Origin of the sequence: Streptomyces sp. Act143 (assembly GCF_003143935.1) — a bacterium.
Taxonomy (GTDB): Bacteria; Actinomycetota; Actinomycetes; order Streptomycetales; family Streptomycetaceae; genus Streptomyces.
This window is the reverse complement of record NZ_QFRX01000001.1, coordinates 3,042,519-3,068,801: the sequence shown is the minus strand read 5'-3', so window position 1 is coordinate 3,068,801 and position 26,283 is coordinate 3,042,519. Positions and strand designations below refer to the sequence as shown.

Annotated in this window: 15 protein-coding genes and 1 tRNA gene; 12 read left to right on the top strand and 4 right to left on the bottom strand. The window is 70.6% G+C overall.

What is annotated here, in order from left to right:
- The first annotated feature begins 171 nt into the window (after positions 1–171).
- Together DI272_RS13615 and DI272_RS13610 are read left to right on the top strand one after the other, a co-directional pair.
- Positions 172–834, top strand: coding sequence for a DegT/DnrJ/EryC1/StrS family aminotransferase (locus tag DI272_RS13615; RefSeq protein ID WP_109495636.1), 663 nt, complete (start codon positions 172–174; stop codon positions 832–834).
- Between the two features lie 76 nt (positions 835–910).
- A tRNA-Thr gene (locus DI272_RS13610) sits at positions 911–986 on the top strand.
- Positions 987–1,032: 46 nt separating this feature from the next.
- On the opposite strand, the gene DI272_RS13605 is transcribed toward DI272_RS13610, so the two are convergent.
- Positions 1,033–3,783, bottom strand: a complete 2,751-nt coding sequence (locus tag DI272_RS13605) for a SpoIIE family protein phosphatase (protein ID WP_109495635.1) — start codon at positions 3,781–3,783, stop codon at positions 1,033–1,035.
- A gap of 377 nt (positions 3,784–4,160) precedes the next feature.
- Here DI272_RS13605 and DI272_RS13595 point away from each other — a divergent pair, with 377 nt between their 5' ends.
- The 10 genes from DI272_RS13595 to DI272_RS13550 all read left to right on the top strand — a co-directional run bounded on the left by DI272_RS13595 (position 4,161) and on the right by DI272_RS13550 (position 19,223).
- Positions 4,161–9,620, top strand: a complete 5,460-nt coding sequence (locus DI272_RS13595) for a HAMP domain-containing protein (protein WP_109495634.1) — start codon at positions 4,161–4,163, stop codon at positions 9,618–9,620.
- A gap of 596 nt (positions 9,621–10,216) precedes the next feature.
- Positions 10,217–10,906 carry a two-component system response regulator gene (locus DI272_RS13590; protein ID WP_109495633.1) on the top strand — a complete coding sequence of 230 codons (690 nt, stop codon included), beginning with the start codon at positions 10,217–10,219 and terminating at the stop codon, positions 10,904–10,906.
- A gap of 124 nt (positions 10,907–11,030) precedes the next feature.
- Positions 11,031–13,754, top strand: coding sequence for a DNA translocase FtsK (locus DI272_RS13585; protein ID WP_109495632.1), 2,724 nt, complete (start codon positions 11,031–11,033; stop codon positions 13,752–13,754).
- A 280-nt stretch (positions 13,755–14,034) separates the two neighbouring features.
- Entirely contained in the window at positions 14,035–14,871 is an 837-nt protein-coding gene (locus DI272_RS13580) for a helix-turn-helix domain-containing protein (RefSeq protein ID WP_109495631.1), read from the top strand.
- 86 nt (positions 14,872–14,957) lie between these two features.
- Positions 14,958–16,427 (top strand): 30S ribosomal protein S12 methylthiotransferase RimO, encoded by a 1,470-nt coding sequence (gene rimO / locus DI272_RS13575; protein ID WP_109495630.1) that lies wholly within the window; start codon positions 14,958–14,960, stop codon positions 16,425–16,427.
- On the top strand, positions 16,424–17,170 hold the full coding sequence (gene pgsA, locus DI272_RS13570) for a CDP-diacylglycerol--glycerol-3-phosphate 3-phosphatidyltransferase (protein ID WP_109495629.1): 747 nt from the start codon (positions 16,424–16,426) through the stop codon (positions 17,168–17,170). Before rimO ends, pgsA begins: the two co-directional genes overlap by 4 nt.
- A complete protein-coding gene (locus DI272_RS13565) occupies positions 17,167–17,703 on the top strand; it encodes a CinA family protein (protein WP_109495628.1) in 537 nt (178 codons plus the stop codon). Before pgsA ends, DI272_RS13565 begins: the two co-directional genes overlap by 4 nt.
- A gap of 109 nt (positions 17,704–17,812) precedes the next feature.
- Positions 17,813–18,193 carry a helix-turn-helix domain-containing protein gene (locus tag DI272_RS13560; protein ID WP_003993396.1) on the top strand — a complete coding sequence of 127 codons (381 nt, stop codon included), beginning with the start codon at positions 17,813–17,815 and terminating at the stop codon, positions 18,191–18,193.
- 219 nt (positions 18,194–18,412) lie between these two features.
- On the top strand, positions 18,413–18,883 hold the full coding sequence (locus DI272_RS13555; protein ID WP_109495627.1) for a Dps family protein: 471 nt from the start codon (positions 18,413–18,415) through the stop codon (positions 18,881–18,883).
- A 94-nt stretch (positions 18,884–18,977) separates the two neighbouring features.
- Positions 18,978–19,223 (top strand): hypothetical protein, encoded by a 246-nt coding sequence (locus tag DI272_RS13550; RefSeq protein WP_109495626.1) that lies wholly within the window; start codon positions 18,978–18,980, stop codon positions 19,221–19,223.
- A gap of 183 nt (positions 19,224–19,406) precedes the next feature.
- Here DI272_RS13550 and DI272_RS13545 read toward each other — a convergent pair whose 3' ends face one another.
- From DI272_RS13545 to DI272_RS13535, 3 genes are read right to left on the bottom strand one after another with little or no spacing between them, the layout of a single operon-like run.
- Complete coding sequence (locus tag DI272_RS13545; RefSeq protein ID WP_109495625.1) at positions 19,407–20,168, bottom strand: SDR family NAD(P)-dependent oxidoreductase; 762 nt, start codon at positions 20,166–20,168, stop codon at positions 19,407–19,409.
- Between the two features lie 36 nt (positions 20,169–20,204).
- The gene (locus tag DI272_RS13540; protein ID WP_109495624.1) at positions 20,205–21,050 is read right to left on the bottom strand and encodes an Fpg/Nei family DNA glycosylase; all 846 of its coding nucleotides are present in this window, start codon (positions 21,048–21,050) and stop codon (positions 20,205–20,207) included.
- Positions 21,051–21,110: 60 nt separating this feature from the next.
- Entirely contained in the window at positions 21,111–26,054 is a 4,944-nt protein-coding gene (locus tag DI272_RS13535) for an ATP-dependent helicase (RefSeq protein ID WP_109495623.1), read from the bottom strand.
- Positions 26,055–26,283: the final 229 nt, after the last annotated feature.

Here is a 26,283-nt window from a genome sequence, read left to right as displayed (position 1 = left end):
TACAGCGCCGATGGTACTGCAGGGGGGACCCTGTGGGAGAGTAGGACGCCGCCGAACAAAATTTGAAAGGGTTGGACCCTGAACTTCGGTTCAGGGTCCAACCCTTTTTTGTTGTGCGTCACTTGAAGTTCACGTGGCGCCAGGAGCATCCGCGGTATGGGTACTGCTGGAATGCTCAGGGCCGCCGGCGTCGGACTCGGTGACGAGGTCGTCGTACCGGCCTTCGGGAACGTCGAGGTCGCCGAGGCTGTCGTGTTGGCCGGGGCGCTTCCCGTGTTCGCCGACATAGATCCCGTGACGTACTGCCTTGATGCGGCTGCCGTCGAGGCGGTCGTCACTGCTCGGACGGCGGCTGTGGTTGCCGTACACCGGTTCGGGCGGCGCGCCGATGTCGCGGCGCTGCACGGTGTGGGGCAGAGGCATGGGCTGTTCGTGCTGGAGCAGGGGGAGTCCGAGGCGCCGTACGACGAGGTGGCTCAGCGGCGGGAGCGGGCCGCTTATCTCGATGGGAAGTTGAAGGGGGTGCGGACCCCCGACGGTGGGGACGGGCACACCTATCAGCAGTACGTCGTGCGGGTGCCGGGGAACGGGCGGCCTGATCGGGATGCTTTTGCTCGGGCCTTGCGCGGGCGGGGAGTTGAGTGCCGGGTGCCGGTGAAGACTCCTGTGCATCGGCTGCCCGAGTTCCGGCGGTGCGTGTCGTTGCGGGAGACCGAGTTGGCGGCGGACGAGACGCTGGCTCTGCCTGTTGACGCCTCCCTCACCAAGCGGGACATGCAGCGGGTCGTGGGGGCCTGCAATGCGCTCGGCGGGCTGCTTCAGGCCGCCTTCTGATCGGGTTTGGAGGCACGGGTCTGTTCGGGCTATGATCTATTCCGTTGCCGCGAGGGAAACCTCGAAAAGACAACAGGCCCCCTTAGCTCAGTCGGCAGAGCGTCTCCATGGTAAGGAGAAGGTCAACGGTTCGATTCCGTTAGGGGGCTCCAGCTGAAAGGCCCCGCCCAATCGGGCGGGGCCTTTTGCGTACCCTTCTCAATCCTTGTGCAGGCCGGGGACTCGCATCGCGAGGATCGCCATGTCGTCGGACGGGGCGTCCGAGGCGAAGCGTTCCACGGCGCGCATGACGCGGGCCGCGACCGCGCCGGCCGTCAGGCCCGTGCAGGTGGTGAGGACGTCGGTGAGGCCGTCGTCGCCCAGCATGCGGGTGCCCTCGCGGCGTTCGGTGACGCCGTCCGTGACGCACAGGAGGACATCGCCGGGGTCGAGGGTGACGGACTGTTCGTACAGCTCCAGGTCCTCGATGACGCCCAGGAGCGGCTGGGGTTCGGCGGCCGGTTCGACGGTGCCGTCCTGGCGCAGGCGGAGCGGGAGGGGATGGCCGGCGCAGACGACCTTCATCTCGGCGCTGCCGTCCTCCTGGGGGCGCATCTCGCCGTAGAGGAGGGTCAGGAAGCGGCTGCGGGCGCCCTCGTCGAGGATCGCGGAGTTGAGGCGCTCCAGGACCGCGGGGCCGGAGAGGCCCTCTCGGGCGAGCAGGCGCAGGGCGTGCCGGGCGAGGCCGGTCACCGCCGCCGCGTGGGGGCCCGTACCGCAGACGTCGCCGATGGCGAAGCCGTAGACGCCGTCGCGGATCGGGAAGACGTCGTAGAAGTCACCACCGACCTCGTTGCCCTCGCCGGCCGCGCGGTAGATGACCTCCACCTCGATGCCCTCGATGGCGGGCTGCTCGGGCGGCAGGAGGCTGCGCTGGAGGGACTGGCTGATGGCGGTGCGCTCGGAGTAGAGGCGGGCGTTGTCGAGGGCCAGGGCGGCTCGGCGGCTCAAGTCCTCGGCCAGTTCCAGGATCTCCTGGCGGAAGTGTTCGTCGGTGGGCTTGCCGAGGGTCAGCATGCCGATGACGCGGTTGCGGGCGACCAGGGGGAGGACCACTGTTTCGCCGCCCACCGCCGAGGCCGTGGCCAGGGTGGGGCCGATGCCCGCGCTGATGCGGCCGATCGGCTCGCCCAGGCCCAGGCTGCGCATGGAGGTGCGCAGGGCCGCCTGGTGGGCCGCCTCGGCCGGGGCCGACCAGACGCGGGCGCCCGGGGTGGGTACCGGGTCGGGTGGGGAGATCTTCGACAGCAACGACTTGATGCCGTCGATGAGTTCCTCGTCCTCGTGGAGGACGTACGAGAGGTAGGGCTCGGAGGCCTGGTCGGCGATCGTGTAGACCGCGCACCAGGTGGCGAGGGTCGGGACCGTCATCTGGGCCATCAGGGCCAGCGTCTGGTCACGGTCGAGGGTGCCTGCCAGGAGGTCGGAGGCCTCGACCAGGAAGCTCAGGGAGCCTCGGCGCAGGCGTTCCAGTTCGCCGAGGCGGGCCGATTCGACGGCCAACGCGATGCGGTCGGCGGCGAATTGGAGGCGCAGGGCTTCTTCGTTGGAGTATCTGCCGGGGGCCTCGGCGGCGACGCCGAGGGAGCCGGTGAGGCGGCCCTCGACCTTCAGGGGGACCGTGACCACCGAGCGCATGCCGGTGCCGTTGAGGAGGGGGACCGCGCCGGGTACGGCTGTCAGGTCGTCGTGGACGGCCGGCATACGGGCCGAGCCGTAGCGCCCGGGGCCCGCTTCGACGGGCACGCGCGCGAAGCGCTGGCGGGCCGAGGGGAGGCCGGTGGAGGCGCGGACCTCCAACTCTGTCTCGTCGTCGGTCGCGAGGAGCAGGAAGGCGGAGTCGCCGTCGAGCATGTCGCGGGCGCGCTCCACCGTGCGCTGGAGGAGGCCGTCGAGATCGTCCGGGGCCGGGGAGCCGATGAACACCTCGAAGGGGTCGGTGCTCTGGCCGTCGGCAGAGGTGGAGCTGTCGGCGGTCGGGACGCGCAACGGGGTCTGGAGGACCGCGCGTTCGTGGTCGCGGACCAGGAGGCAGACCGTGGAGGGCTCGCCGCCGGTGTCGCGGACGCGGAGGTGGGAGGCGTAGACCGGGGTGACGCGGCCGTTGGCGCCGCGGATGCCGTAACTGCCTTCCCAGCGGGAGAGTTGGAGGGCCTCGGCGATGCCGGTGCTGGTGCCCGGGGTGTGCGGCCAGGCCGCGAGGTCGGTCAGGGGCTTGCCGGTGACCTGTTCGGCCGGGTAGCCGAAGAGTTCCTCCGCGTCCTCGTTCCAGGCGGTGATGGCCGCCGTACGGTCGATCTGGACGACTGCCACGCGGACGCGGCCGTCGGCGAGTGGGAGGAGGTCCGCGGGGAGGGACGGGCCGGCGGCGCGGGTGCCCACCTGGCGTTCGGGGAGGTCGAGTTGGAACCAGACCTGCTTGTGGGTGGGCGTGTAGTCGACGCCCCAGCGGGCGGCCAGGGCCGCGCAGAGCTGGAGGCCGCGGCCACCCTCGCGGTCGGGGCTGCCCATGGTGGCGGGGTGGCCCTGGAGGGGGATCTCGCGTTCGGGGTAGCGGTCGGCGACCTCGACGCGCACGCCGTCCTCGGACCGTAGGCACAGGACGTCCGCGGAGGTGCCGGCGTGCACCACGGCGTTGGTCACCAGCTCGCTGGTGAGGACCACCGCGTCGTCGACGATGTCGGCGAAGCCCCAGCCCTGGAGTGTGTCGCGGACGAAGGAGCGGGCGCTCGCGACCGATCGCCCGACGGGCTCGAAGCTTGCGGCCGCGCGCGCGGTGATCACTGAACTCCTCGTCCGGTTGTCGGCGTGCAGGGCTTCGGGGCCGACCGGCGCGTGCCGCTGGTGCGGCAGGCCGTCCGTCGGCCGGCGGTCCGGGGGATGTCCCCCAGGGATCAGTCCGGTGGTCATGTTGTGCGGCCGCCCCTCCGATGCCCGCTCGTGCTCGTGCCACCGCCCAGGCCGGACGGACCGGCGCGGCTGGACAGCCGCATGCAAGGTTACTTACCTTCCCCGTCCATGCGGATGCCGGTCGTCAGTGTTTCCGTCCGGAGGGTGTGCGGACGATGTGCGAAGCTGCCGAACTGTTATGGCCGGGTTCAGCCAGGGTGAAACACTGGGCAAGCTTCTTGTGAAGGTCCGGGCAGGCCGGGTGTCTTCTGCCGCGAGCGGGCAGCAGCCCGGGATGCGGCCTGGTATATCCGGCACGGATGCACAGCATTAACTGATACGCCGAGCAGTAGTACCGGAGCTCAGCAGTAACGGTCGACCCTTGCGGGAGGGACACAGTGGAGTCTGGCGCAGCGACGCGGGGCACTAAGACGCGCGCGAAAGGCGGACAGTCCCTGAACAACCAGCGCAAACCGCGCGGTGGGACCACCGCGGTGGACACGGCTGCCCTGAATCGACTGCTGGCGGCTCTGGTGTCGATGCGGGACGGGAATTTCCGCAAGCGGCTCACGGTGTCCGGCGATGGCGTGTTGTCCGAGATTGCCGCGGTTTACAACGAAGTGGCCGACCGTAATCTGCATCTCACGGGTGAGCTGTCGCGGGTGCGGCGGATGGTGGGCCGTGAGGGCAAGCTCACGGAACGGCTGGAAATCGGCGCCTGCGAGGGCTCGTGGCTGACCGCCATCGATGCCTCCAACGCCCTGGTCGATGATCTTGTGCGGCCCGTCTCCGAAGTCGGCCGGGTGCTCTCCGCGGTCGCGGAGGGTGATCTGTCGCCGCGGATGGAGCTGCGGACGCAGGCGCCGGACGGGAGCGGGCATCCGCTGCGCGGGGAGTTCCTGAAGGTCGGGCGGACCGTCAACAATCTGGTCGACCAGCTGTCGACGTTCACCGACGAGGTCACGCGCGTGGCCAGTGAGGTGGGCACCGAGGGCAAGCTGGGCGGGCAGGCCAAGGTGCGCGGGATGTCCGGTTCGTGGAAGGACCTCACGGACTCGGTCAACACCATGGCCTACCGGCTGACGGCCCAGGTGCGGGACATCGCGCTGGTGACGACCGCGGTGGCCAAGGGTGACCTGTCGCGCAAGGTCACCGTTCATGTGGCCGGCGAGATGCTGGAGCTGAAGAACACCGTCAACACGATGGTGGACCAGCTGTCGTCCTTCTCTTCCGAGGTGACCCGCGTCGCGCGCGAGGTGGGCGTCGAGGGTGAGCTCGGCGGTCAGGCGCAGGTGCCGGGCGTGGCCGGGGTGTGGAAGGACCTCACCGACTCGGTGAACCTGATGGCCGGCAACCTGACGGCCCAGGTGCGCGGGATCGCGCAGGTGACGACGGCGGTGGCCAGCGGTGACCTGTCGCAGAAGGTGACCGTGTCGGCGCGGGGTGAGGTCGCCCAGCTCGCGGACACGATCAACCAGATGACCGAGACGCTGCGGATCTTCGCGGACGAGGTCACGCGCGTGGCCAACGAGGTCGGTGCCGAGGGGCAGCTCGGTGGGCAGGCGAACGTGCCGGGTGCGGCGGGGACGTGGAAGGACCTGACGGACTCGGTCAACACCGTCTTCCGGAACCTGACCATCCAGGTGCGGGACATCGCGGCCGTGACGACGGCCGTGGCCAATGGTGACCTGTCGCAGAAGGTCACGGTGGACGTGGCCGGCGAGATGCTGGAGCTGAAGAACACCGTCAACGGGATGGTGGACCAGCTCTCCGCGTTCGGTGCCGAGGTCACGCGGGTGGCGCGTGAGGTCGGTGTCGAGGGTGAGCTCGGCGGGCAGGCACAGGTGCCGGGTGCGGCGGGGACGTGGAAGGACCTCACCGACTCCGTCAACACGGCGTTCCGGAACCTCACCGGACAGGTGAGGAACATCGCCCAGGTGACGACGGCGGTGGCCAACGGCGACCTGTCGCAGAAGGTCACCGTGGACGTGTCCGGCGAGATGCTCCAGCTGAAGAACACCGTGAACACGATGGTGGACCAGCTGTCGGCCTTCGCCGACCAGGTGACCCGGATGGCCCGTGACGTGGGCACCGAGGGCCGCCTGGGCGGTCAGGCCGTCGTACCGGGGGTCTCGGGCACCTGGAAGGAGCTCACCGACTCGGTGAACTTCATGGGTGGCAACCTCACCTCGCAGGTGCGCCAGATCGCCCAGGTGACGACCGCGGTGGCCCGCGGTGACCTGTCCCAGAAGATCGACGTCGACGCGCGCGGCGAGATCCTGGAGCTGAAGAACACCATCAACACGATGGTCGACCAGCTGTCCGCCTTCGCCGACCAGGTGACCCGGGTGGCCCGTGAGGTGGGTACCGAGGGCCGGCTGGGCGGTCAGGCGCAGGTGCCGGGCGTGGCCGGTGTGTGGCGGGACCTCACCGACTCCGTGAACGGCATGGCGTCGAACCTGACCGGCCAGGTGCGCAACATCGCCCAGGTGGCCACCGCGGTGGCCCGGGGTGACCTGTCCCAGAAGATCACCGTGGACGCGCGCGGCGAGATCCTGGAGCTGAAGAACACCCTGAACACGATGGTCGACCAGCTGTCGTCGTTCGCCGAAGAGGTCACGCGCGTGGCGCGCGAGGTGGGCACCGAGGGCATCCTCGGCGGCCAGGCCGAGGTGCAGGGGGTCTCCGGCACCTGGAAGGACCTCACGCAGTCCGTGAACTTCATGGCGAACAACCTGACCATCCAGGTGCGCAACATCGCCGAGGTCACGACCGCGGTCGCCAAGGGCGACCTGTCGAAGAAGATCACCGTCGACGCCAAGGGCGAGATCCTCGAACTCGTCAGCACCGTGAACACGATGGTGGACCAGCTGTCGTCCTTCGCCGAGCAGGTGACCCGGGTGGCCCGTGAGGTGGGCACCGAGGGCATCCTGGGCGGGCAGGCCCATGTGCCGGGCGTTGTCGGCATCTGGAAGGACCTCAGCGACAACGTGAACCTGATGGCCAACAACCTGACCATGCAGGTGCGGAACATCTCCCAGGTGGCGTCCGCGGTCGCCAACGGTGACCTGACGCGGACGGTGACGATCGAGGCGCGCGGTGAGGTCGCGCAGCTCGCCGACACCTTCAACACCATGGTGAAGACGCTGAGTTCGTTCGCCGACCAGGTCACCAAGGTGGCCCGCGAGGTGGGTACGGACGGCATCCTGGGCGGGCAGGCGCGCGTGCCCGGCGTGGCCGGTACGTGGAAGGACCTCACCGAGTCGGTGAACCAGATGGCGTCCAACCTGACCGGTCAGGTGCGGAACATCGCCATGGTGACCACGGCCATCGCCAAGGGTGACCTGACGAAGAAGATCGACATCGACGCGCGCGGTGAGATCCTCGAACTCAAGACGACCATCAACACGATGGTCGACCAGCTGTCGTCCTTCGCCGAGGAGGTCACCCGAGTCGCCCGCGAGGTGGGCACGGAAGGACAGCTCGGCGGCCAGGCACGCGTGCGTGACGTGGACGGCACCTGGCGGGACCTCACCGAGTCCGTGAACGAGATGGCCGGGAACCTGACCCGGCAGGTGCGTGCCATCGCGCGCGTGGCGACCGCGGTGACCCGCGGCGACCTGAACCTGAAGATCGACGTGGACGCGTCCGGGGAGATCCAGGAGCTCCAGGACTACATCAACAAGATGATCGCCAACCTGCGTGACACCACGATCGCCAACAAGGAGCAGGACTGGCTCAAGGGCAACCTGGCCCGCATCTCCGCGCTGATGCAGGGCCGCCGGGACCTCGCGGACGTGGCCTCGCTGATCATGAGCGAGCTGACGCCGGTGGTCTCCGCGCAGCACGGCGCGTTCTTCCTGGCGATGCCGCTCGTCGACGGCAAGGACGTCAGCGCCGACCAGGAGGATTCGTACGAGCTGCGCATGCTCGGGTCGTACGGCTACTCCATGGGCTCCATGCCGACGTCCTTCCGGCCGGGTGAGGCGCTCATCGGGACGGCCGCGCAGGAGAAGCGCACGATCCTCGTGGAGAACGCGCCCAGCGGCTATCTGAAGATCTCCTCCGGGCTCGGCGAGGCGCCTCCGGCGCAAGTGATCGTCCTTCCCGTGCTGTTCGAGGGCAAGGTGCTCGGCGTGATCGAGCTGGCCTCCTTCACTCCCTTTACGCAGATCCAGAAGGACTTCCTCAATCAGATCGCCGAGATGATCGCGACCAGCGTCAACACCATCTCCGTCAACACCAAGACCGAGGTGCTGCTGAAGCAGTCGCAGGAGCTGACCGAGCAACTCCGGGAGCGGTCGGCCGAGTTGGAGAACCGGCAGAAGGCACTCCAGGCGTCCAACGCCGAGCTGGAGGAGAAGGCCGAGCTGCTGGCCCAGCAGAACCGCGACATCGAGGTGAAGAACACCGAGATCGAGGAGGCGCGGCAGGTCCTGGAGGAGCGCGCCGAGCAGCTCGCCGTCTCCATGCGCTACAAGAGCGAGTTCCTCGCCAACATGTCCCACGAGCTGCGGACGCCGCTCAACTCGCTGCTGATCCTGGCCAAGCTGCTCGCGGACAACGCGGACGCCAACCTCACCCCCAAGCAGGTCGAGTTCGCCGAGACCATCCACGGGGCCGGCTCCGACCTGCTCCAGCTGATCAACGACATCCTCGACCTGTCGAAGGTCGAGGCGGGCAAGATGGACGTCTCTCCGACGCGCATCGCGCTCGTGCAGCTCGTCGACTACGTGGAGGCCACCTTCCGGCCGCTGACCGCGGAGAAGGGCCTGGACCTGTCGGTACGGGTCTCGCCGGAACTGCCCGCCACGCTGCACACCGACGAGCAGCGGCTGCTCCAGGTGCTGCGCAACCTGCTGTCCAACGCGGTGAAGTTCACCGACTCCGGGGCGGTCGAACTGGTCATCCGGCCCGCCGGGCGGGACGTGCCGAACGCGATCCGCGAGCAGCTCCTGGAGACAGGTTCGCTGCGGGACCCGGACGCCGGTCTGATCGCGTTCTCCGTCACCGACACCGGGATCGGGATCGCGGCGAGCAAGATGCGGGTGATCTTCGAGGCGTTCAAGCAGGCCGACGGCACGACCAGCCGCAAGTACGGCGGCACGGGCCTCGGGCTGTCCATCTCGCGGGAGATCGCGCAGCTGCTCGGCGGCGAGATCCACGCGCAGAGCGAGCCGGGACGCGGTTCGACGTTCACGCTCTATTTGCCGCTGCACCCGAGCGAACTGCCGCCGCAGGGCTACCAGCAGGGGCTGCCCGCCCTGGAGGCCGGCGAGCTGGTCGCCTCCGAGAACGGGCTGTCCGACGTCGAGATCGAGACGCCGGCCGAGGTGAAGTCGTACCAGGAGACGCAGAACGGTGCCGCCGCGCTGTTCCGGCGCCGTCGCCGGACCCTGCCGGAGGCCGATCAGCGGCCGCAGGAGCAGTGGTCGGCGACCGAGCAGAACCCGGTGACGGAGGTGCGGAGCGGCATCCGGTTCGGCGGCGAGAAGGTGCTCATCGTCGACGACGACATCCGCAACGTCTTCGCGCTCACCAGCGTTCTGGAACAGCACGGGCTGTCCGTGCTGTACGCCGAGAACGGGCGCGAGGGCATCGAGGTCCTGGAGCAGCACGACGACGTGACGGTCGTGCTGATGGACATCATGATGCCGGAGATGGACGGGTACGCGACGACCACGGCGATCCGCCGGATGCCGCAGTTCGCGGGCCTGCCGATCATCGCCCTGACCGCGAAGGCGATGAAGGGCGACCGGGAGAAGGCGATCGAGTCGGGAGCCTCCGACTACGTGACCAAACCGGTCGACCCCGATCATCTGCTGGCGGTCATGGAGCAGTGGATGCGGGGGGCGTGACGGCAGTGGCCGCGGGGAACGCGAGGATGCGTGACGCGCGGCCGGTGAGGGCAGACCGGGGGCGCGGGCGCGAGACGCGGAATCGGTGCGGGGTGTGCGCCAGGTTGCGTGGCGCGGAACCGATGCGGGGAGCGTGAAAGGTTGCGCGACGCGGAATGCGGTGCGGGGAGCGTGAAAGGTTGCGTGGCGCGGAATGCGGTGCGGGGAGCGTGAAAGGTTGCGCGACGCGGAATGCGGTGCGGGGAGTGTGAAAGGTTGCGCGACGCGGAACCGGTGCGGGATTCGTGAGAGGTGCGTGATGGGCGGAGTGAGGGTCGCGTGACCGGACGCGTCGGGCTTCGCGCGGATGCTGCGGGAACCTTCTGTGTTCACGCGGAGTTGCTGACTCAGTGTGCTCGAAGCCGTGTAGAAGTACGGGATTCGGGGAACCTTCTGGTCTCCGCTTGCGTTTCTGCTACGTGCACAGTGACATCGCGGTGACAGGGTGTGGCGACGGGCGGGGTGCGGCTACCATGACCGGCACAAGGACGGGCGGCGAAAGGGAGTCGTCCCCAGGGGCGGCGCCCGGTGCACATCCGGGGCGAGGAGGGCGGGCCATGGTGCAGAAGGCCAAGATCCTCCTGGTCGATGACCGGCCGGAGAATCTGCTGGCGCTGGAGGCCATCCTCTCTGCGCTCGATCAGACACTGGTGCGGGCATCGAGCGGGGAGGAAGCGCTCAAAGCGCTGCTCACTGACGACTTCGCGGTCATTCTGCTGGACGTCCAGATGCCGGGCATGGACGGCTTCGAGACCGCCGCGCACATCAAGCGGCGGGAGCGCACCCGGGACATCCCGATCATCTTCCTCACCGCGATCAACCACGGCCCGCACCACACATTCCGCGGTTACGCGGCCGGAGCGGTCGACTACATCTCCAAGCCCTTCGACCCGTGGGTACTGCGCGCGAAGGTCTCGGTTTTCGTCGAGCTCTACATGAAGAACTGCCAGCTGCGGGAGCAGGCGGCGCTGCTGCGGCTCCAGTTGGAGGGCGGCGCCGGCGGCAAGGCCCCGGCGGGCGGCGAGACGAAGGAGCCGGCGGGGCTGCTCGCCGAGCTGTCCGCGCGGCTCGCCGCGGTCGAGGAGCAGGCCGAGGCGCTCTCCAAGCAGCTCGACGACGAGTCGGCGGACGCGGCGGCCGTCGCCACGGCGGCGCATCTCGAACGCAAACTCACCGGTTTGCGGCGGGCGCTGGACGCGCTGGAGCCGGGTGCCGGAAGCACGTCGTCGGTGCCCTCCCAGAACTGAGGCCGACGCGCGGCCCAGTTGTGCGTGAGCACACGTCAGTTTCCCGTCCTCGCAAGGGCGACACGAACGGGTGAAGCACCGGCCACACGTGTCGGTTGTCGCCTCCACCGGTAACCTCACCTCTATGGCCTCACGTCCCTCCGCTGCCAAGAAGCAGCCCGCGAAGAAGGCGGCGGCACCGGCGAAGAAGGCCGCCGCGAAGAAGGCTCCGGCGAAGAAGGCGCCCGCCAAGAAGGCCGCGGCGAAGAAGGCCGCACCGCCTCCGAAGCCGGCGCCGAACCCGACCGGCGGCATCTACAAGCTCGTCCGCGCCGTCTGGCTGGGCCTGGCGCATGCCGTGGGCGCGGTGTTCCGCGGCATAGGGAACGGCGCGAAGAACCTCGACCCGGCGCACCGCAAGGACGGCGTCGCGCTGCTGCTGCTCGGCCTCGCGCTGATCTGTGCGGCCGGCACCTGGTCCAACCTGCGCGGTCCGGTCGGCGACCTCGTCGAGATCATCGTGACCGGCGCCTTCGGCCGTCTCGACCTGCTGGTGCCGATACTGCTCGCGGTCATCGCCGCGCGGTTCATCCGGCATCCCGAGCAGCCCGAGGCCAACGGCCGGATCGTCATCGGTCTGTCCGCGCTCGCCATCGGCGTGCTCGGGCAGGTCCACATCGCGTGCGGAGCGCCGGCGCGCAGCGACGGCATGCAGGCCATAAGGGACGCCGGCGGCCTCATCGGCTGGGGCGCGGCCACCCCGCTGACGTACACCATGGGCGAGGTCCTCGCCGTGCCGCTGCTCGTGCTGCTCACGATCTTCGGGCTGCTCGTCGTCACGGCCACGCCGGTCAACGCCATCCCGCGGCGGCTGCGGGAGCTCGGTGTGCGGCTCGGGGTGGTGCACGACCCGGCGGCGGACGAGTTCGACGAGTTCTCCGGGGACGACGAGCGCTACGACGAGCAGTGGCGCGAAGCGCTGCCCGCCCGCGCGCGCAAGCGCGGTCAGGCGCCCGAGGCGTACGACCCCGAGGGCGCCGAGCAGGAGGCCCTCTCGCGGCGTCGTGGCCGCCCCAGGCGTTCCGCGGTGCCCCAGCCCGACATGGACCGTCAGATGGACGCCGTGGACGTCGCAGCGGCCGCCGCTGCCGCGCTCGACGGTGCCGTGCTGCACGGGATGCCGCCGTCGCCGATCGTCGCCGACCTCACCCAGGGGGTGAGCGTCGGGGACCGCGAGGACACCACGCCGACCCCGCTGCCGGCTCCGGCTCCGGTGCCCGCGCCCGCCGCGCGTCCCAAGCAGGAGAAGCTGAAGGTCGAGGTCGCGGATCTCACCAAGCCCGCGCCCGAGGCGCCCGACGACCTGCCGCCGCGCGCGGAGCAGCTTCAGCTGTCCGGTGACATCACGTACTCCCTGCCGTCGCTCGACCTGCTGGAGCGTGGTGGGCCCGGCAAGACGCGCAGCGCCGCCAATGACGCGGTCGTCGCCTCGCTCCAGAACGTCTTCATGGAGTTCAAGGTCGACGCCGCCGTCACCGGCTTCACGCGCGGGCCGACGGTCACGCGCTACGAGGTCGAGCTCGGCCCCGCCGTGAAGGTCGAGCGGATCACCGCGCTGACCAAGAACATCGCGTATGCGGTCGCCAGTCCCGACGTGCGGATCATCTCGCCGATCCCCGGCAAGTCCGCGGTCGGCATCGAGATCCCGAACACCGACCGCGAGATGGTCAACCTCGGTGACGTGCTGCGGCTGGCCGCGGCAGCCGAGGACGACCATCCGATGCTGGTCGCGCTCGGCAAGGACGTCGAGGGCGGCTATGTGATGGCCAACCTCGCGAAGATGCCGCACGTACTCGTCGCCGGAGCCACCGGTTCCGGTAAGTCGTCGTGCATTAACTGCTTGATCACTTCCATCATGGTCCGCGCGACCCCCGAGGACGTGCGGATGGTCCTGGTCGACCCCAAGCGGGTCGAGCTGACCGCCTACGAGGGCATCCCGCACCTGATCACGCCGATCATCACCAACCCCAAGCGGGCCGCCGAGGCGCTCCAGTGGGTCGTACGGGAGATGGATCTGCGGTACGACGACCTGGCGGCGTTCGGGTACCGGCACATCGACGACTTCAACCAGGCGATCCGCGACGGCAAGCTCAAGACGCCCGAGGGCAGTGAGCGGGAGCTCAAGGCGTACCCGTACCTGCTGGTGATCGTCGACGAGCTCGCGGACCTGATGATGGTCGCGCCGCGTGACGTGGAGGACTCGATCGTGCGCATCACGCAGCTCGCGCGCGCGGCCGGCATCCACCTGGTGCTCGCCACGCAGCGCCCCTCGGTCGACGTCGTCACCGGTCTGATCAAGGCGAACGTGCCGTCGCGGCTCGCCTTCGCCACCTCCTCCCTGGCCGACTCCCGGGTCATCCTCGACCAGCCCGGTGCCGAGAAGCTGATCGGCAAGGGCGACGGGCTCTTCCTGCCGATGGGCGCGAACAAGCCCACCCGTATGCAGGGCGCCTTCGTCACCGAGGACGAGGTCGCGGCGGTCGTCCAGCACTGCAAGGACCAGATGGCGCCGGTCTTCCGCGAGGACGTCGTCGTGGGGACCAAGCAGAAGAAGGAGATCGACGAGGAGATCGGCGACGACCTGGACCTGCTGTGCCAGGCGGCCGAGCTGGTCGTCTCCACGCAGTTCGGATCGACCTCCATGCTCCAGCGCAAGCTGCGCGTCGGGTTCGCCAAGGCGGGGCGTCTGATGGACCTGATGGAGTCGCGCGGGATCGTCGGGCCGAGCGAGGGATCGAAGGCTCGTGACGTTCTTGTGAAGGCTGATGAGCTGGATGGCGTGCTCGCGGTGATCCGCGGGGAGGCTTAAGGGGACGTCGCCTCCGGAAACGGGGCACAGTGCATCCCTTGCGGGCGGGAGTGCGGCGGGCGGGCGTTCGATCGTGACTCACCCGTAAGGGATCATTGAGCAACCGTTTCCCTTCGGCGTACGTCAAGTTGAGGGAAGCGAAAAGCTGCTGCCCCACCATCGGCGTGTCCGGCCATACCGATGGCGTACAAAGTCCCACCGCCCGGTTGCCCCACCCTTTCGCACCCCCCCTAGACTGAACCTCCAGCACAGGTGGCTAAAACGCTCGAAAGGCGCCCCCGTGTCCATCGGCAACTCCCCTGAAGACGAGCGTCCGTTCGAAGACGACCGTGAGGAAGCCCGAATCTCCGTCGGCCGTGCCCTTCAGCAGGCACGTATCGCGGCCGGGCTGACCGTCGACGACGTCAGCAACGCCACCCGGGTCCGTATCGCCATCGTGCATGCCATCGAGGCGGACGACTTCGCCCCCTGCGGCGGGGACGTCTACGCCCGGGGCCACATCCGGACCCTGGCAAAAGCCGTACGCCTCGATCCGGCCCCCCTCCTCGCCCAGTACGACGCCGACCACGGCGGCCGTCCGGAGCCGACCCCGGCGGCCCCGCTGTTCGAGGCGGAACGCATCCGCCCCGAGCGCCGCGGGCCCAACTGGACCGCGGCCATGGTCGCCGCGATCGTCGCCGTGATCGGGTTCGTCGGGTTCACCGCCTTCAAGGGCGACGACGAGGGCGGCAAGGCACAGGTCGCGGAGGGCTCCACGCCCACGACCAGCAAGTCCGCCTCGCCCACGCCGAAGAGCGAGAAGCCCGAGTCGCCGAAGCCCGACCCGTCCGACAGCGCCATCGCGGCGGCTCCTCAGGACAAGGTGACCGTCCGGGTCAGCGCCCCCGACGGCAAGAGCTGGATCTCCGCCAAGGACCACAACGGCCGGCTGCTGTTCGACGGCCTGCTCCAGCAGGGCGAGTCGAAGACCTTCCAGGACAGCGAGAAGATCAACCTCGTCCTCGGTGACGCCGGGGCGATCCAGCTGTACGTGAACGGCAAGAAGATCGACGACGACTGGCAGCCCGGGGCCGTGGAGCGCCTGACGTACACGAAGGGCGACCCGCAGGTCGGGTAAGGGCTCGGTGTCTGTCCGACGGGGTTGGTGATCTTCGCCAACCCCGTCGACGTTCGTTGTCGGTGGGACAAAGTAGTCTTGAGCCCATGCCTGAACGCCGTACCGTCGCACTCGTCACTCTTGGCTGCGCCCGTAACGAGGTGGACTCGGAGGAGCTCGCAGGCCGCTTGGAGGCGGACGGCTGGGACCTCGTCGAGGACGCCGCGGACGCGGACGTCGCCGTCGTCAACACCTGCGGCTTCGTCGACGCCGCCAAGAAGGACTCCGTCGACGCCCTCCTGGAGGCCAACGACCTCAAGGGACACGGCAGAACCCAGGCCGTCGTGGCGGTGGGCTGCATGGCCGAGCGGTACGGCAAGGACCTCGCCGAGGCCCTTCCCGAGGCCGACGGCGTGCTCGGCTTCGACGACTACGCCGACATCTCCGACCGCCTGCAGACCATCCTGTCCGGTGGCATCCACGCGGCCCACACCCCGCGCGACCGGCGCAAGCTGCTGCCGATCAGCCCGGCCGAGCGGCAGGAGTCGGCGACCGAGGTGGCGCTGCCCGGACACGGTCCGGCGGACCTTCCGGAGGGGGTCGCCCCGTCCTCCGGCCCCCGCGCGCCCCTGCGCCGCCGTCTCGACGGCTCCCCGGTCGCCTCGGTGAAGCTCGCCTCCGGCTGCGACCGGCGCTGCACCTTCTGCGCCATCCCGTCGTTCCGCGGATCGTTCATCTCGCGGCGCCCTTCGGACGTGCTGAACGAGACGCGCTGGCTGGGCGAGCAGGGCGTCAAGGAGATCATGCTGGTCTCCGAGAACAACACCTCCTACGGCAAGGACCTGGGCGACATCCGCCTGCTGGAGTCCCTGCTGCCCGAGCTCGCCGAGGTCGACGGTATCGAGCGGGTGCGCGTCAGCTACCTCCAGCCCGCCGAGATGCGCCCCGGCCTCATCGACGTACTGACGTCGACGCCCAAGGTCGCGCCCTACTTCGACCTCTCCTTCCAGCACTCCGCGCCCGGCGTGCTGCGCGCCATGCGCCGCTTCGGCGACACCGACCGCTTCCTTGAGCTGCTCGACACCATCCGGAGCAAGGCCCCCCACGCGGGCGTGCGCTCCAACTTCATCGTGGGCTTCCCCGGTGAGAGCGAGGCCGACCTGGCCGAGCTGGAGCGTTTCCTCAACGGCGCGAGGCTGGACGCCATCGGCGTCTTCGGCTACTCCGACGAGGAGGGCACGGAGGCCGCGACGTACGACAACAAGCTGGACGAGGACGTCGTCGCCGAGCGGCTGGCCCGTGTCTCCCGGCTGGCCGAGGAACTCGTCTCGCAGCGGGCCGAGGAGCGCGTGGGCGAGACCGTGCACGTGCTGGTGGAGTCCGTGGACGAGGAGGGTGTGTACGGACGCGGCGCCCACCAGGCACCCGAGACGGACGGCCAAGTGCTGCTCACGAGCGGCGAAGGGCTGAGCGTCGGCCGTATCGTCGAGGCGAAGGTGGTCGGCACCGAGGGTGTCGACCTGGTGGCCGAGCCGGTGACGGGCTCGCTCGCGTGTAGTGAGGAGGCGGGCAGATGACCGGAGTACCGGCATCCGCTGCGGGCGGCCCCTCCAAGGCGGGCTCTTCGCAGAGGGGTGCGTCCGGTGCCGGCGCGGGGTCCGGTGCCGCGGGCGGTGCGCAGGGCGGCGCCAAGGGCGCGCGGGGCGGCAAGATCGCGGCCGCTGCCGTCAACCAGGCCAGTCTCTGGAACATCGCCAACATCCTGACCATGATCCGGCTGCTGCTCGTGCCGGGCTTCGTCGCGCTGATGCTGGCCGACGGCGGATACGACCCGGCGTGGCGCTCGTTCGCCTGGGCGGCCTTCGCGATCGCCATGATCACCGACCTGTTCGACGGTCATCTGGCGCGCACCTACAACCTCGTCACCGACTTCGGGAAGATCGCCGACCCCATCGCCGACAAGGCGATCATGGGGGCGGCGCTGATCTGTCTGTCCGGCCTGGGCGACCTGCCCTGGTGGGTGACCGTGGTCATCCTCGGTCGGGAACTCGGGATCACGCTGCTGCGTTTCATCGTCATCCGGTACGGCGTCATCCCGGCGAGCCGCGGCGGCAAGCTGAAGACCCTCGCCCAGGGCATCGCGGTCGGGATGTACATCCTGGCGCTGACGGGGTGGCTGGCGACCGCGAGGTTCTGGGTGATGGCTGTGGCGGTCGTCCTGACCGTGGTGACCGGCCTCGACTATGTAAGACAGGCCATTGTGCTGCGCAGGCAGGGAATCGCCGAGCGCGCGGCGGCGTTGGAGGAGACGGAAGCGTGAATTCCCCGGCCACTGAAGTGGTGCGACTACTGACGGTGAGGGGCGAGACGCTCGCGGTCGCCGAGTCGCTCACCGGTGGACTGGTTGCGGCGGACATCACAGCGGCCCCCGGGGCCTCCAAGGCCTTCCGCGGTTCGGTGACGGCCTACGCCACCGAACTGAAGCACGAACTGCTCGGTGTCGACGCCGCCCTGCTGGCGGCCCGCGGAGCGGTGGATGCGCAGGTGGCGGCCCAGATGGCGGCCGGCGTCCGCAAGGCGCTCGGCGCCGACTGGGGTATCGCGACCACGGGAGTCGCAGGGCCGGACGAACAGGACGGAAAGCCCGTCGGAACGGTCTACGTGGCGGTGGACGGACCCGCTTCGAAGCTGTCCGATGGCGGGAAAGTGGCGTCGCTGCGGTTGAACGGCGACCGTGCGGAAATTCGTATGGAGAGTGTACGGAGCGTACTCGCACTGCTCCTTCAGGAGCTTGCGAGCGAACAGACCGGAAATGAGCGGGCACAGGATACGGAACGGAACGGGGGGTTTTGATGTTTGCAGCCCTGAGTGAACACGACATCGCTCCCCGCACGGCCGCGGCGCAAGGCGGTACGGTGGGGCGTGAAGGATGCGGCTACGCGGTCCGAGGAGGGAGCCACCGATGATTCTGCTCCGTCGCCTGCTGGGTGACGTGCTGCGTCGGCAGCGCCAACGCCAGGGCCGTACTCTGCGCGAAGTCTCCTCGTCCGCCCGAGTTTCACTCGGCTATCTCTCCGAGGTGGAGCGGGGGCAGAAGGAGGCTTCCTCCGAGCTGCTCTCCGCCATCTGCGACGCGCTGGACGTACGGATGTCCGAACTGATGCGGGAAGTGAGCGACGAGCTCGCCCTCGCCGAGCTGGCCCAGTCCGCTGCGGCCACCCCCAGCGAGCCCGTGCCCACGCCGGTACGTCCGATGCTGGGTTCCGTGTCGGTGACCGGTGTGCCACCGGAACGGGTGACCATCAAGGCGCCCGCCGAGGCAGTGGACGTCGTCGCCGCCTGAGCGTCACGCGCATACGCCCTCGAGTTCCGCTCGAGGACGAGCTGACGATGCGCTGAGAAGTGCAAAGCACTCTGCGAAGTGCGCGAGGCCCCGGCCGGGTCTCTCCGGAACATCTGGAGAGGCGTCGGCCGGGGCTTTCGTGCATCGTGGAACAGCGTTGTGGAACCGCATCGTGGAACCGCTGGGTTCGGGGCTGTGCACAGAAATCGGAGCATGCGCATGTACGTCGTGAAGAGCCCGTTGTCCGACGCTGACCTGAAGACCGTGGCGGAGGCCCTGCAGGGAGCCCTCGTCGACCTGGTGGACCTCGCCCTCGTGGCGAAGCAGATCCACTGGAACGTGGTCGGGCCGCGGTTCCGGTCCGTACATCTGCAACTCGACGAGGTCGTGGACATCGCGCGCACCCACTCCGACACCGTCGCCGAGCGGGCCTCGGCGCTGGGCGTGCCGCCCGACGGCCGGGCCGCGACGGTGGCGGCGGGCAGCGGCATCGGCACGGTCTCCGAGGGCTGGGTCAAGGACGCGGACGCGGTGGGGACGCTGGTGGACGCGCTGGGCGCGGTCATCACGCGGATGCGGCAGCGGGTGGCGGCCACCGGGGACGCCGACCCCGTCAGTCAGGACCTCTTCATCGGGATCACCGCGGATCTGGAGAAGCACCACTGGATGTTCCAGGCCGAGAACGGCTGATGCCTCTGTGTGCCGGTGGTGCGCCCTGGCTGCGGGCGCCGCGGCCGTCTAGCGTCGGATCTCTCGTCCGGTTTCTCGTCCGGGAGGTGGAGTCATGGCGCTACCGATAGTGCGCTGGGGGGTGGCCCTCGGGGCGGGGGCGCTGTGGTGGTGGGCCGTGCTGCGGCTGGCGCTGGTGCCCGACGCCGGGGCGCTGGAGGGGGCGGTGGCCGCCGGGGGGTGGGGGCTGAGCCTCCTGCCGGTGCACTGCGTGCCGAAGGCGAGGGCGGCCGGGGCCGTGGCGGCGGGGCGCTGGCGGGCGGCCTGGGGGGTCGGCAGGGCGTCGGCACCGCGGCGTTAGGGCACAGGAGGGCGGTGGGGCGGCGGTTACCGAGGCAGGCGTGGGGCGATTACCGGGGCAGCCGTCGGGTGGTTACCGAGGCAGGCGTGGGGCGGGTACCGAGGCACCCGGGCGGCGGTTGCCGAGGCAGGCGTGGGGCGGTTACCCAGGCAGCCGTGGAGCGGTTGCCAAGGTGCCCGGGGGTTACCAAGGCATCGCCACTCCGCCGTTGGGGCGCAGGATCTGGCCCGTCGTGAAGGAGGAGGCGTCCGCGGCCAGGTGCAGCACGGCGTGGGCGACGTCCTGCGCCTCGCCCACGCGGCCCAGCGGGGACATCCGGGCCATCATGGCCTCGGTCCGCTCCTGGGCCTCGCCGTGACGGTCGGTCATCGGTGTGCGGATCCAGCCCGGTGCGACGGCGTTGACGCGGATGCCGTGCCGGCCGACCTCGTTCGCCAGGGTCTTCGTCAGCTGCACGACGGCCGCCTTGGCCGCGCCGTAGGCGAGCAGGCCGGGGCCGCCGGTGTCGACGGCGCCCGAGGCCATGGTGACGATGCTGCCCCGGATCTGCTGGGCGATCATGAGGCGGGCCGCCTCCTGGCAGGCGTACAGCACGCCCTTGAAGTTGACGTTCAGAACCCGGTCGAGGTCCTCGTTCCGGGTCTCCAGAACCGGGCTGCTGTGCATGACGCCGGCGATCGCGGCCAGAGCGTGCAGCTGCTCGCAGGAGGTGATGGCCTCGCGGAGCCGGCTCCGGTCCGTCACGTCGAGGTGGTGGGTGCGGGCGACGCCGCCCGCGTCCTTGATCAGCGTCGCCGTCTCGTGCAGGCCCTGTGCGTCGCGGTCGGCGCAGTGCACGGTGGCGCCCGCCGCGGCGAGCAGGACCGCCGAGGCCCGGCCGATACCGCCGGCGGCGCCGGTGACGAAGGCGGTGCGTCCGGTCAGGTCGTACGCGCTGACGGTCATGGGGGGACGGTACGAGCATTTCTGACGGTGCGTCAATTAGTCGTACGTGGTCGTACGGCGCGGAGTTCGCGGTGTGGGGGTGGCCGACGCCGGTGTCGGTCCGGTCTGGCAGGTCGGGCACCAGTAGGTGGGACGTTCGCGGGAGCCGTCGCCCTGGTTGGCGAGCCGGATGGGGGTGTGACAGCGCAGGCAAGGGGTGCGGGCACGGCCGTAGACGAAGAGGTCGTGGCCGCGGCGACCGGTGGTGGTGCGGACCGGACGGTCGCGATTGGCCTCCAGGACCTTCTTGGCGAGGGCGGGGAGCTTCGCGGCGCGGTCGGCGGGGAGCGCACCGACGGGGAGCCAGGGGGTCACGCCCAGCAGGAAGCAGAGCTCGCTCTTGTAGACATTGCCGATCCCGGCGAGGTTGCGCTGGTCGAGGAGGGCCTCTCCGAGGGGGCGGGCCGGGTCGGCGAGGAGGTTGGCGAGGGCGCGGTCCGGGTTCCAGTCGGGGCCCAGGAGGTCGGGGCCGAGATGGCCCACGACGCGGTCCTCGTCGGTCGTGCGGAGGAGCTCCAGGACGGGGAGGCGGTAGCCGACGGCCGTCCGGTCGGCGTTGCCGAGGATCGCGCGGATCTGGTGGGCAGGGCCGCCGTTCCAGCGACGGCCGTTCGCGTAGATCTTCCAGGAGCCGTCCATCTTGAGATGCGAGTGAAGGGTCAGGCCGCCCTCGACGCGGGTCAGGAGGTGCTTGCCGCGCGGGGTGACGTCCAGGACGGTGCGGCCGGTGAGGTCGGCCAAGGCGAACTTCGGGACGCGCAGGTCGCTGCGGGTGAGCACCTGGCCGGCGAGGGCGGTGTGCAGGCGGTGCGCCGCTTGCCAGACGGTGTCTCCTTCGGGCATGGGTCAAGGGTGGCACGGAAGGGCGGGCGGGCGCCCAGGGAGAGGCGCTGGTGTGGCTCGTCAGGCGCGCAGGCGTAGGCCGCGCGGGGTCGCGATGAAGCCGGCTGTCTCCAGGAGGGTGCCGATGGGGGAGGTGAGGGCCGAGACTCCGTTGACGCGTTCCACCGTGACCGTGCCGAGGGAGCCCGCGCGGGCGGCTGCGGCGAGGGCGTCGGCGGCGGCCGGAAGGCGGGGGTCGTCGGTGGCGGTGCCGTCGGGGTCGGCGGGCCAGGCCAGCAGGGTCTTGCCGCCGCGCTCCATGTAGAGCGTCAGCTCGCCGTCCACCAGCACCACCAGGGAGCCCGCCTTGCGGCCCGCCTTGTGCCCGGCGCCGGTCGGGGGCTCGGGCCAGGGGAGGGCGGCGCCGTAGGCGTTCGCCGGGTCGGCGGCGGCGAGGACGACGGCCCGGGAGTCGGGGGCAGGGCGGTCGCGGCGGTGGGGGGCGGAGGGTGCGAAGCCGCCGCGGGGGCCGGTGGGGCGGGGGTAGTCGCGGGGGGACGTGTACTGGTCACGCGAGGTGGGGGGCAGGGGGTCGTAGGCGTCGTCGAGACCGAGGGGGGACTGGCCTCCGCCGTTCGCCCAGAGGTCGGCGTACGGGTCGGCGTCGGTGGACGGTTCGTGGTGGGGAGCGCGCAGATCATCCGAGCCGGCGGAACCGTCGTACGAGGTGAAGCCATCGGTCGCCGGGGCCGAGCCGGCGGCGTCGGACTGGCCCCGCTCGCGGGCGTTCGCCACCGCGCGGAGTCGGTCCACCGCGCCGTCCATCGCGAACTGGGCGGCACCGAGGCCTTCCACCACGTAGCCCCGGCGGGCCTGGCCCGTCTCCTCAAAGGCGGACAGGATGCGGTACGTCGCCGAGAAGCCGCCCTCGACGCCCTCCGCGGCGACCGCGCCCCGGGTCACCACCCCATGCCGGTCGAGGAGGGTGCGGGCCAGGGCGTGGGCGCGCAGGGTGGGGTCGGGCTCGCGGTCCGGCAGCAGGGACCAGCGGCCGGCGACGGTGGGCGGGCCGGTGCGGGAGGCCGAGCGGGCGGCGGCAGTGAGCGAGCCGTAGCGGCCGCGCGGGACGGTGCGCTTGGCGCGGTGGGCCGTGGAGCCCGCTGTGCGGCCCGAGCCCAGCAGGGAACGCATGGGCGTGAGGGTGTCGTTGGTGAGGCGGCCGGACCAGGCCAGGTCCCATACGGCGTCGGCGAGTTGGGGGTCGGTGACATCGGGGTGGGTGGTCGCGCGGACCTGGTCGGCGATCTGGCGGAAGAACAGGCCGTAGCCGCCGGAGAGGGTGGTCAGGACGGATTCGTGGAGGGCCGTCAGCTCCAGGGGGTGCGGGGGCGGCAGGAGGAGGGGGGCCGCGTCCGCTAGGTAGAGGGAGACCCAGCCGTCCTTGCCGGGCAGGGAGCCCGCTCCGGCCCACACGACCTCGCCGGCGGAGGTGAGTTCGTCGAGCATCGCCGGGGTGTAGCCCGCCACGCGGGACGGCAGGACCAGCTTCTCCAGGGCCGAGGCGGGCACGGAGGCGCCCTGCAACTGCTCGACGGCACGCACCAGTCCGTCGATGCCGCGCAGCCCGTGCCCCTTGCCGATGTGCTGCCACTGGGGGAGGAACTGGGCCAGCGCGGGCGGGGGCACCGGTTCGAGTTCATGACGCAGGGCCGCAAGGGAGCGGCGGCGCAGACGGCGGAGCACCGCGGCGTCGCACCACTCCTGGCCGATGCCCGCCGGGTGGAACTCCCCTTGGACGACGCGGCCGTTCCCGGCGAGGCGCTGCAACGCGCCCTCCGTGACCGCCACGCCCAGTCCGAAGCGGGCCGCCGCGGTCGCCGAGGTGAACGGGCCGTGGGTACGGGCATAGCGCGCGAGGAGGTCGCCCAGCGGGTCCTTGACCGGCTCGGTGAACGCCTCAGGGACGCCGACCGGCAGCGCGGTACCCAGCGCGTCGCGCAGGCGGCCCGCGTCCTCGATCGCCGCCCAGTGGTCGGTGCCGGCGACGCGGACCCGGATGGCGCGGCGCGCTGTGGCGAGGTCCCGCGCCCACTGCGGTTCCGCGCCTCGTCGGGTCAACTCCGCGTCCGTGAGCGGGCCGAGGAGGCGGAGGAGGTCAGCGACGCCCTCCGCGTCCTTCACGCGGCGGTCCTCGGTGAGCCACTGCAGCTCCCGCTCCAGTTCCGCCAGCACCTCGGCGTCCAGCAGCTCGCGCAGCTCCGCCTGGCCGAGCAGTTCCGCCAGCAGGCGGGAGTCCAGGGACAGAGCGGCCGCACGGCGCTCGGCGAGCGGGGAGTCCCCTTCGTACAGGAACTGGGCGACGTAGCCGAAGAGGAGGGAGCGGGCGAAGGGGGAGGGCTCCGGGGTGGTGACCTCGACGAGGCGGACCTTGCGGGACTCCAGGTCGCCCATCAGCTCGGTGAGGCCGGGGACGTCGAAGACGTCCTGGAGACACTCGCGGACCGCCTCCAGGACGATCGGGAACGAGCCGAACTCGCTGGCTACCTCCAGCAGTTGCGAGGCCCGCTGGCGCTGCTGCCACAGCGGGGTGCGCTTGCCCGGGTTGCGGCGGGGCAGCAGCAGGGCGCGGGCGGCGCATTCGCGGAACCGGGAGGCGAACAGGGCGGAGCCGCCGACCTGGTCGGTGACGATCTGGTCGACCTCGCCCTTGTCGAAGACGACGTCCGCCGCGCCGACCGGCGCCTGGTCGGTGTCGTACTCCGTGCCGAGCTTCATCGGCTCCTGGTCCAGCAGGTCCAGGCCCATCAGGTCGGCGTCGGGGAGACGCAGGACGATGCCGTCGTCCGCGTGCATGACCTGGGCGTCCATGCCGTAGCGCTCGGAGAGCTTGGCACCGAGGGCGAGCGCCCAGGGGGCGTGCACCTGGGCGCCGAAGGGGGAGTGGACGACCACGCGCCAGTCGCCGAGTTCGTCGCGGAAGCGCTCCACGACGATGGTGCGGTCGTCCGGGATGTGGCCGCAGGCCTCGCGCTGTTCGTCGAGGTAGGCCAGGACGTTGTCCGCCGCCCACGCGTCCAGGCCTGCCGCGAGGAGACGGGGGCGGGCCCTGTCCTTGGGCATCGAGCCGACCTCGCGCAGGAACGCGCCGACCGCGCGGCCGAGTTCGAGCGGGCGGCCCAGCTGGTCGCCCTTCCAGAAGGGCAGGCGGCCCGGGACGCCGGGGGCCGGGGAGACCAGGACGCGGTCGCGCGTGATGTCCTCGATGCGCCAGGAGCTGGTGCCGAGGGTGAAGACGTCGCCCACGCGCGACTCGTAGACCATCTCCTCGTCCAGCTCGCCGACCCGGCCGCCGCCCTTCTTGGGGTCGGAACCGGCGAGGAAGACACCGAAGAGGCCACGGTCCGGGATGGTGCCTCCGGAGGTGACCGCGAGGCGCTGGGCGCCGGGGCGGCCGGTGATGGTTCCGGCGACGCGGTCCCAGACCACGCGGGGGCGGAGTTCGGCGAAAGCGTCGGAGGGGTAGCGGCCCGCGAGCATGTCGAGGACCGCGGTGAAGGCCGATTCGGGGAGTGAGGCGAAGGGGGCCGCCCGGCGGACCGTGGCCAGCAGGTCGTCGAGCTGCCAGGTGTCCATCGCCGTCATGGCGACCAGTTGCTGGGCCAGCACGTCCAGGGGGTTGGCGGGCACCTTGAGGGACTCGATGGAGCCGGTCCGCATGCGTTCGGTGACCACGGCGGCCTGGACCAGATCGCCGCGGTACTTCGGGAAGACCACGCCGGTGGAGACGGCGCCCACCTGGTGGCCCGCACGGCCCACGCGTTGGAGGCCGGAGGCCACGGAAGGGGGCGACTCGACCTGGACCACCAGGTCCACCGCGCCCATGTCGATGCCGAGTTCGAGGCTGGAGGTGGCCACCACCGCGGGAAGTCGGCCGGCCTTGAGATCCTCCTCGACCAGGGCCCGCTGCTCCTTGGAGACCGAGCCGTGGTGCGCGCGGGCGATGACGGGCGGGGCGCCCTGGGCCGCGCCGGAGCCGCCCATCAGCTCGGCGGGGGCGTGATGCTCGGCCAGGGTCTCGCCGGTCGCCCGTTCGTACGCGATCTCGTTGAGGCGGTTGCAGAGGCGCTCCGCCAGGCGGCGGGAGTTGGCGAAGACGATGGTGGAGCGATGGGCCTGGACGAGGTCGGTGATGCGCTCCTCGACGTGCGGCCAGATCGAGGGGCGTTCCCCGCCGTCCGTGCCGTCCGCGCTGTCCGCCACGGGAGAGCCGCCCAGTTCGCCGAGGTCCTCCACCGGGACCACCACGGAGAGGTCGAACTCCTTGTCCGTCTTCGGCTGGACGATCTCCACCTTGCGGCGGGGGGAGAGGTAGCGGGCGATCTCGTCGACCGGGCGGACGGTCGCGGAGAGGCCGATGCGGCGGGTCGGCTTCGGGAGGAGCTCGTCGAGGCGCTCCAGGGACAGTGCCAGGTGGGCGCCTCGCTTGGTGCCCGCCACCGCGTGGACCTCGTCGAGGATGACCGTCTCGATGCCGGTCAGCGCATCGCGGGTCGCCGACGTCAGCATCAGGAACAGGGACTCCGGGGTGGTGATCAGGATGTCCGGCGGGCGGGTGGACAGGGCGCGGCGCTCGGCCGCCGGGGTGTCGCCGGAGCGGATGCCGACCTTGACCTCGGGCTCGGGCAGGCCCAGGCGGACGGATTCCTGGCGGATGCCGGTGAGGGGGCTGCGGAGATTGCGCTCCACGTCGACCGCGAGGGCCTTGAGGGGGGAGACGTACAGGACGCGGCAGCGCTTCCTGGGATCGGCGGGTGGGGGCGTGGAGGCCAGGTCGTCCAAGGCGGCGAGGAAGGCGGCCAGGGTCTTTCCGGAGCCGGTGGGGGCGACCACGAGGACGTCCGAGCCCTCTTTGATGGCTGTCCACGCGCCTGCCTGGGCCGCGGTGGGCGCGTCGAAGGCGCCCGTGAACCAGCCGCGGGTCGCGGGGGAGAAGCCGTCCAGGGCTCGGCGTGCGGAGCTGACCATGCGTCCATCCTGCACCCGGGGACTGACAACTGGGCTGAGCTGGGGGTTCGGGCGGGTGCGGTGGGGGTGTGCGGCATGCGCGGTCATCTATCGCCGCGTGCGGGCATGCGGGCATGCGGGCATGCGGGCATGCGGGGGTGCGGGGGTGCGGGGGTGCGGGGGTGCGGGGGTGGCGGAGAATGGGGTGTATGGCAGGTTCGGGTGAGCGGGCGCGGCACTGGCGGTACGC

Coding starts and splice junctions, on each gene's coding strand:
- DI272_RS13540 (WP_109495624.1), bottom strand. CDS start 21,050: ATGCCCGAAGGAGACACCGTCTGGCAAGCGGCGCACCGCCTGCACACC.
- rimO (WP_109495630.1), top strand. CDS start 14,958: ATGCCTGAACGCCGTACCGTCGCACTCGTCACTCTTGGCTGCGCCCGT.
- DI272_RS13590 (WP_109495633.1), top strand. CDS start 10,217: ATGGTGCAGAAGGCCAAGATCCTCCTGGTCGATGACCGGCCGGAGAAT.
- DI272_RS13555 (WP_109495627.1), top strand. CDS start 18,413: ATGTACGTCGTGAAGAGCCCGTTGTCCGACGCTGACCTGAAGACCGTG.
- DI272_RS13550 (WP_109495626.1), top strand. CDS start 18,978: ATGGCGCTACCGATAGTGCGCTGGGGGGTGGCCCTCGGGGCGGGGGCG.
- DI272_RS13615 (WP_109495636.1), top strand. CDS start 172: ATGCTCAGGGCCGCCGGCGTCGGACTCGGTGACGAGGTCGTCGTACCG.
- DI272_RS13535 (WP_109495623.1), bottom strand. CDS start 26,054: ATGGTCAGCTCCGCACGCCGAGCCCTGGACGGCTTCTCCCCCGCGACC.
- DI272_RS13545 (WP_109495625.1), bottom strand. CDS start 20,168: ATGACCGTCAGCGCGTACGACCTGACCGGACGCACCGCCTTCGTCACC.
- DI272_RS13605 (WP_109495635.1), bottom strand. CDS start 3,783: ATGACCACCGGACTGATCCCTGGGGGACATCCCCCGGACCGCCGGCCG.
- DI272_RS13585 (WP_109495632.1), top strand. CDS start 11,031: ATGGCCTCACGTCCCTCCGCTGCCAAGAAGCAGCCCGCGAAGAAGGCG.
- pgsA (WP_109495629.1), top strand. CDS start 16,424: ATGACCGGAGTACCGGCATCCGCTGCGGGCGGCCCCTCCAAGGCGGGC.
- DI272_RS13560 (WP_003993396.1), top strand. CDS start 17,813: ATGATTCTGCTCCGTCGCCTGCTGGGTGACGTGCTGCGTCGGCAGCGC.